The sequence below is a fragment of the Nostoc favosum CHAB5714 genome, from assembly GCF_020829495.1.
Taxonomy (GTDB): domain Bacteria; phylum Cyanobacteriota; class Cyanobacteriia; order Cyanobacteriales; family Nostocaceae; genus Nostoc; species Nostoc favosum.
This window is the reverse complement of sequence record NZ_JAIVFQ010000215.1, coordinates 1-3,882: the sequence shown is the minus strand read 5'-3', so window position 1 is coordinate 3,882 and position 3,882 is coordinate 1. Positions and strand designations below refer to the sequence as shown.

Genomic DNA, 3,882 nt, shown 5'->3' with positions numbered 1-3,882 from the left:
GTTCGCGTATATTTATATAAACAATCTCAATGGTCTGGATTACAGACTATTGTCAAAGTTGTTCGCACTCGTCACTTGTGGAATAAGACAACTCAAGAAGTAATGTTTTATTTGAGTTCATTGCCTGGCTAAACTGGCCAAATCTCTAATCGCTCCCAGATATCCCTGCTTTTGGTGTTGCCAGTGCTGATTGATACCCTCTGCTAGTTCCGCATCTCTCACAGCCAAATTATTTAAAATCAGTTGGTTTTTGACTTGGGCGATCGCGTCCACTGCTGCTATCTCCTCAGATGCCTGTCTCGCTAGCTGGTCAATTAGCGTTAGTTGGGCATTGGGCGTTGGGGATTGGGTAGGGGCTGTTAGATGTTGCTGTTGTTGGGGCAGGGAAAGGGCATTCTGTTGCTGTTCTGTGGCTGGCTCAGATGCAACATGTGTTAAATTTTGTAAATTTTCGGGTGACTCTGAGGTGTTGCTAGCCACAGTTGGCAATTTTGGCTGGAAGTGGGAGGCGATCGCTTCCAGATCCGCTTCTGAAACTGCCTTTACAGTGTCGAAATCGTCAGGGCGAATATGGCTTAAAGCTAGTCTCAGTCCTTGCTCTGTGGTCATGTATTTTAGGCAAGCATCATGAATGCTTACTGTGTCTGCTGTTGCTGCTGTGGTTCTCTTCCGTGCTGCCATGATTTACGCTCCCTTCTGTAATTTTTGTAATTGCCCGAATGCTTGCTGATAGCGGTATCTAGAAAAATCATTCGGGTTTTTGGCGATATAGCCTTTGACTCGTTCAGACCGTCGTAGCTGTGCCATTAGCCGCCCTACTCTGCCCAAAACCCATGCTTGATAGGGTGATAAAGGTGATTCCCGGTCGTAACTGCCATCGTGGTTTTTTGGGTAGGCATCCCTGAAACTAGGGATTCTCCAAAAAGCTAAATTCTCCCAAGTGCAAAGGGTAGAACGGCTAACACCCAAGACCTCAGCTAAATATGTCTTGGTAGATGGGAAGTCGAGGAATAAATCTAAGTCTGTAGAATGTTTGCTCCGTCTAGGTTTCATCGGTTGACTACAGTAATCAATGTGAATTAATGGTTAATTGGCTATCAATCGATAGAGTAAGTAGCAAAATGTAACGTCTAATCGCTAAACTCCTGACTGTGTAAGTCACTGGGGTACTCGTAGGACGCTAATTAGTGGCTTGTTGTTGATCGATTGAGCTTATGGTGTTATGTTAAATTACAAGTATTGCACCTGTCAATAAGTTAAAGCGAGTTAAACACTTATCAATAATTCAATCTATCTGTGTTAAGGGAGGATAATTATAGTTACTCGCTATAAAAACTGATAAGTGCTACATTATGCCTTCTAAAAAACCGACTATCACAATTCGTGTGACAGATGAGGAGTATAAAATTTTACAAACATGGGCAGATAAAGATTACAGAACAGTTCCCAGCCTAGTTTTGGCTTTAACCAAAAAGGCAATTGATGACTATACACAGCAGAATCATCAGGAGAAATCAGCATGACAGAAGCACAAATCCAAGACATTTACTCACGCCTGGATACTCTGACTCAGAAAGTGAGCAGCCTTGAATTGCTAACTGGCACAATCGGCACAAGCCAAGTAGCGATCGCTCAAATTCTTACTGTCCAGTCTCAGCACACAGAAATACTCAATAGTCACACTCAAATACTCAACAACCACACTGCTGATCTGTCCCAACTTAAATCAGATGTCGGTGAAATTTTGCGAATACTGCGCGATCGCAATGGCGGAAGCGGCTTATGACAGACACACCACAACAACCAAGCCGACTTGACCGTATAGAGTCAATCTTGGCTACAGTAGCCGAACAACAAGCTACCAATACCCAAGCGATCGCCGAGTTAACCGATAACGTTACCCGTGTCTTAGGTCGTAGCGCAATTTTGGACGATGTTCTTTTAGAGTTACGCGATAGTCACGAAGAACTTAAGCGAGACTTTCTAGAGAATCAGCGCACTACTAACGCCGCATTAAATCAACTTGGTGCAATCTTGGTACAGCTAACAAGGATTGACCCGTTAAACTAGCCGCGATCGCTTTTGCTGGAGTGGCTTGTGATTGTGGCGATCGCACAAATTAGCTGTAATTACACAAGCAGGAAGAATGGATGCCAGAGAATTATTGCAAATATCGACGCGTCGTTATTTATTTGTAAAGCGTCTTCTTGCACTCACTTCAAGAGATAGAACAAGAACTGACAGGAGAATAGTTTTGAAAAAACAGCAACTTAATCCAAATATAGAAAGGCAAACTTTAAAGCGAAAACAAGTTAAATCTCTTGCAGCTTTTATAAAAAATCTACCTGATAAAGAAGTGACCCAATTTATTGAAACGCAAAATCAAGTAGAACGTTTGTTAATATCTCGCGGTATAAATTATGCTGTTGCAGATTGCTTTATGGCTAGGTTTCTTAAGGGGGATGACCCAATATTTCATTTAAAACAAAAAAGTAAAACAAGTAAATTAATCTACAACATGGTTTGGATGTCTGTAAATGTCTATGAGTCGTTATGGTCAATGATTCAGATTAGTTTTCAAGAAATTAAACAAATATGTGAACAAGATGATATAAATTTACCTTTCTTTAAAGCATGGGATTTATTTTTAGAAATTATTAGAATTCAAGAAAATTCTGTTTATTCTAAATGTCTTCATGCATCTTGTAATACTGTTAATTTAAACCGTGATTTGACGGCATCTAAACTTATTATAAAATCAGTATGGTCAGGATTATCTGATGACGAAGAATTACAACTTAATAAATTGACAAAGGAACAGCCAGTAAGTCATTGGCTAAAAATTGCTTATTCTCTTTGTAAGGAATTAAGCAAAAAGGATACTTTAATTGCTGACCATTACAACACTTTTCGGAGAAATATAGCTTCTACTGCTGACTTACAGGTAAAAATCTTCTCAGATAGCTCTAAGGGCAGATTAGAAGACAAGCTTTTATCTAGTTGTTGGGTAGGTGGAGTGGAATACAGAGGCGGCTTAACCTAATTTTAACTTACTTTTAACCTACTTTTAACCGATTACTCCACTTTTCCATTCACCTTGATTATGCAAGTGCGATCGCTCTAGTCTTAAGTAGTAATCGGTAAAAAAAATGCCAGCCACAAAGTCCTTAGCTTTTTGGTGCAACCATAAGGATTAATCGCGTCAACCCAGACAAGTAAGCACAAGAAACGTTTATCAGACGTTTCGCTCCAAGATTTTGCAACCAGCAAGAAATTAAATATACTCTCAGCTTACCGATCAATCAATATAAAGTGCAATAAAAGCTAAGGGCTATCTACAACAAAGATAAGCCCATGAAAAAACCCCTCGGTCTTGGAGGACAGGGGTCTTTTGAGACTATTTTACAGCAAAACTCAGCTATAAAACAGCTACTCAAGCAGATCCGTTCTCATAGTCTCACAGACTGTTTAATCATTCTTGAAAACTCAGGCTACACAGGCGATTTAGCAATTTTCATTCTTGCCAACCTTCAAAGCTTGGAGGTGGGAGCGTGAGAGAAAATTGTCAGTTTTGCGGCGGCGAATTTCGCCTTAAGGTTGTCAGCGATCGCCAAACTAAAACCAAATATTTACGGGCTGGCTGTTGCGATTCTCCCTTGAGGCCGTGTCCTAATGTAGATGAGTTACTGCGATCGGCTAACCTCACTCAAGATGAGCGCGATTATTTACAGCGAATAGCAAACCTTGATTGGTTTAGGGACTTGCAAGAAAATAAAATACCAGTTAAACAGGCACAATAGTAATATCCCATTTGGGTAATGTTTCAGAAGGCTGCCATAGAGTTTGGTACTGTTCTAACTCTTGTGATAAAACTTTGATTCC

8 protein-coding genes and 1 pseudogene are annotated in these 3,882 nt (G+C 40.4%); 7 read left to right on the top strand and 2 right to left on the bottom strand.

The genetic code is table 11. From position 1 onward, the window contains the following. A pseudogene (locus LC586_RS39945) lies at window positions 1-126 on the top strand (ISAs1 family transposase); the annotation flags it as partial. On the opposite strand, the gene LC586_RS39940 reads toward LC586_RS39945, so the two are convergent. Both LC586_RS39940 and LC586_RS39935 read right to left on the bottom strand, forming a co-directional pair. Then, window positions 118-681 carry a RodZ family helix-turn-helix domain-containing protein gene (locus LC586_RS39940; RefSeq protein WP_229491301.1) on the bottom strand — a complete coding sequence of 188 codons (564 nt, stop codon included), beginning with the start codon at window positions 679-681 and terminating at the stop codon, window positions 118-120. The pseudogene LC586_RS39945 and the gene LC586_RS39940 overlap by 9 nt on opposite strands. A gap of 3 nt (window positions 682-684) precedes the next feature. Next, window positions 685-1,053 (bottom strand): hypothetical protein, encoded by a 369-nt coding sequence (locus LC586_RS39935; RefSeq protein WP_229491300.1) that lies wholly within the window; start codon window positions 1,051-1,053, stop codon window positions 685-687. A 299-nt stretch (window positions 1,054-1,352) separates the two neighbouring features. On the opposite strand from LC586_RS39935, the gene LC586_RS39930 reads away from it, so the two are divergent. The 6 genes from LC586_RS39930 to LC586_RS39905 all read left to right on the top strand — a co-directional run bounded on the left by LC586_RS39930 (window position 1,353) and on the right by LC586_RS39905 (window position 3,800). Then, window positions 1,353-1,523 (top strand): hypothetical protein, encoded by a 171-nt coding sequence (locus LC586_RS39930; RefSeq protein WP_229491299.1) that lies wholly within the window; start codon window positions 1,353-1,355, stop codon window positions 1,521-1,523. After that, window positions 1,520-1,786 (top strand): hypothetical protein, encoded by a 267-nt coding sequence (locus LC586_RS39925; protein ID WP_229491298.1) that lies wholly within the window; start codon window positions 1,520-1,522, stop codon window positions 1,784-1,786. Before LC586_RS39930 ends, LC586_RS39925 begins: the two co-directional genes overlap by 4 nt. Continuing rightward, window positions 1,783-2,070, top strand: a complete 288-nt coding sequence (locus LC586_RS39920; protein ID WP_229491297.1) for a hypothetical protein — start codon at window positions 1,783-1,785, stop codon at window positions 2,068-2,070. Before LC586_RS39925 ends, LC586_RS39920 begins: the two co-directional genes overlap by 4 nt. Before the next feature lie 76 nt (window positions 2,071-2,146). Beyond that, window positions 2,147-3,043, top strand: a complete 897-nt coding sequence (locus LC586_RS39915) for a hypothetical protein (protein WP_229491296.1) — start codon at window positions 2,147-2,149, stop codon at window positions 3,041-3,043. Between the two features lie 311 nt (window positions 3,044-3,354). Further along, the gene (locus LC586_RS39910) at window positions 3,355-3,555 is read left to right on the top strand and encodes a hypothetical protein (RefSeq protein WP_229491295.1); all 201 of its coding nucleotides are present in this window, start codon (window positions 3,355-3,357) and stop codon (window positions 3,553-3,555) included. Continuing rightward, window positions 3,552-3,800, top strand: a complete 249-nt coding sequence (locus tag LC586_RS39905) for a hypothetical protein (RefSeq protein ID WP_229491294.1) — start codon at window positions 3,552-3,554, stop codon at window positions 3,798-3,800. Before LC586_RS39910 ends, LC586_RS39905 begins: the two co-directional genes overlap by 4 nt. The last annotated feature ends 82 nt before the right edge of the window (window positions 3,801-3,882 follow it).

Coding starts and splice junctions, on each gene's coding strand:
- LC586_RS39940 (WP_229491301.1), bottom strand. CDS start 681: ATGGCAGCACGGAAGAGAACCACAGCAGCAACAGCAGACACAGTAAGC.
- LC586_RS39935 (WP_229491300.1), bottom strand. CDS start 1,053: ATGAAACCTAGACGGAGCAAACATTCTACAGACTTAGATTTATTCCTC.
- LC586_RS39930 (WP_229491299.1), top strand. CDS start 1,353: ATGCCTTCTAAAAAACCGACTATCACAATTCGTGTGACAGATGAGGAG.
- LC586_RS39925 (WP_229491298.1), top strand. CDS start 1,520: ATGACAGAAGCACAAATCCAAGACATTTACTCACGCCTGGATACTCTG.
- LC586_RS39920 (WP_229491297.1), top strand. CDS start 1,783: ATGACAGACACACCACAACAACCAAGCCGACTTGACCGTATAGAGTCA.
- LC586_RS39915 (WP_229491296.1), top strand. CDS start 2,147: ATGGATGCCAGAGAATTATTGCAAATATCGACGCGTCGTTATTTATTT.
- LC586_RS39910 (WP_229491295.1), top strand. CDS start 3,355: ATGAAAAAACCCCTCGGTCTTGGAGGACAGGGGTCTTTTGAGACTATT.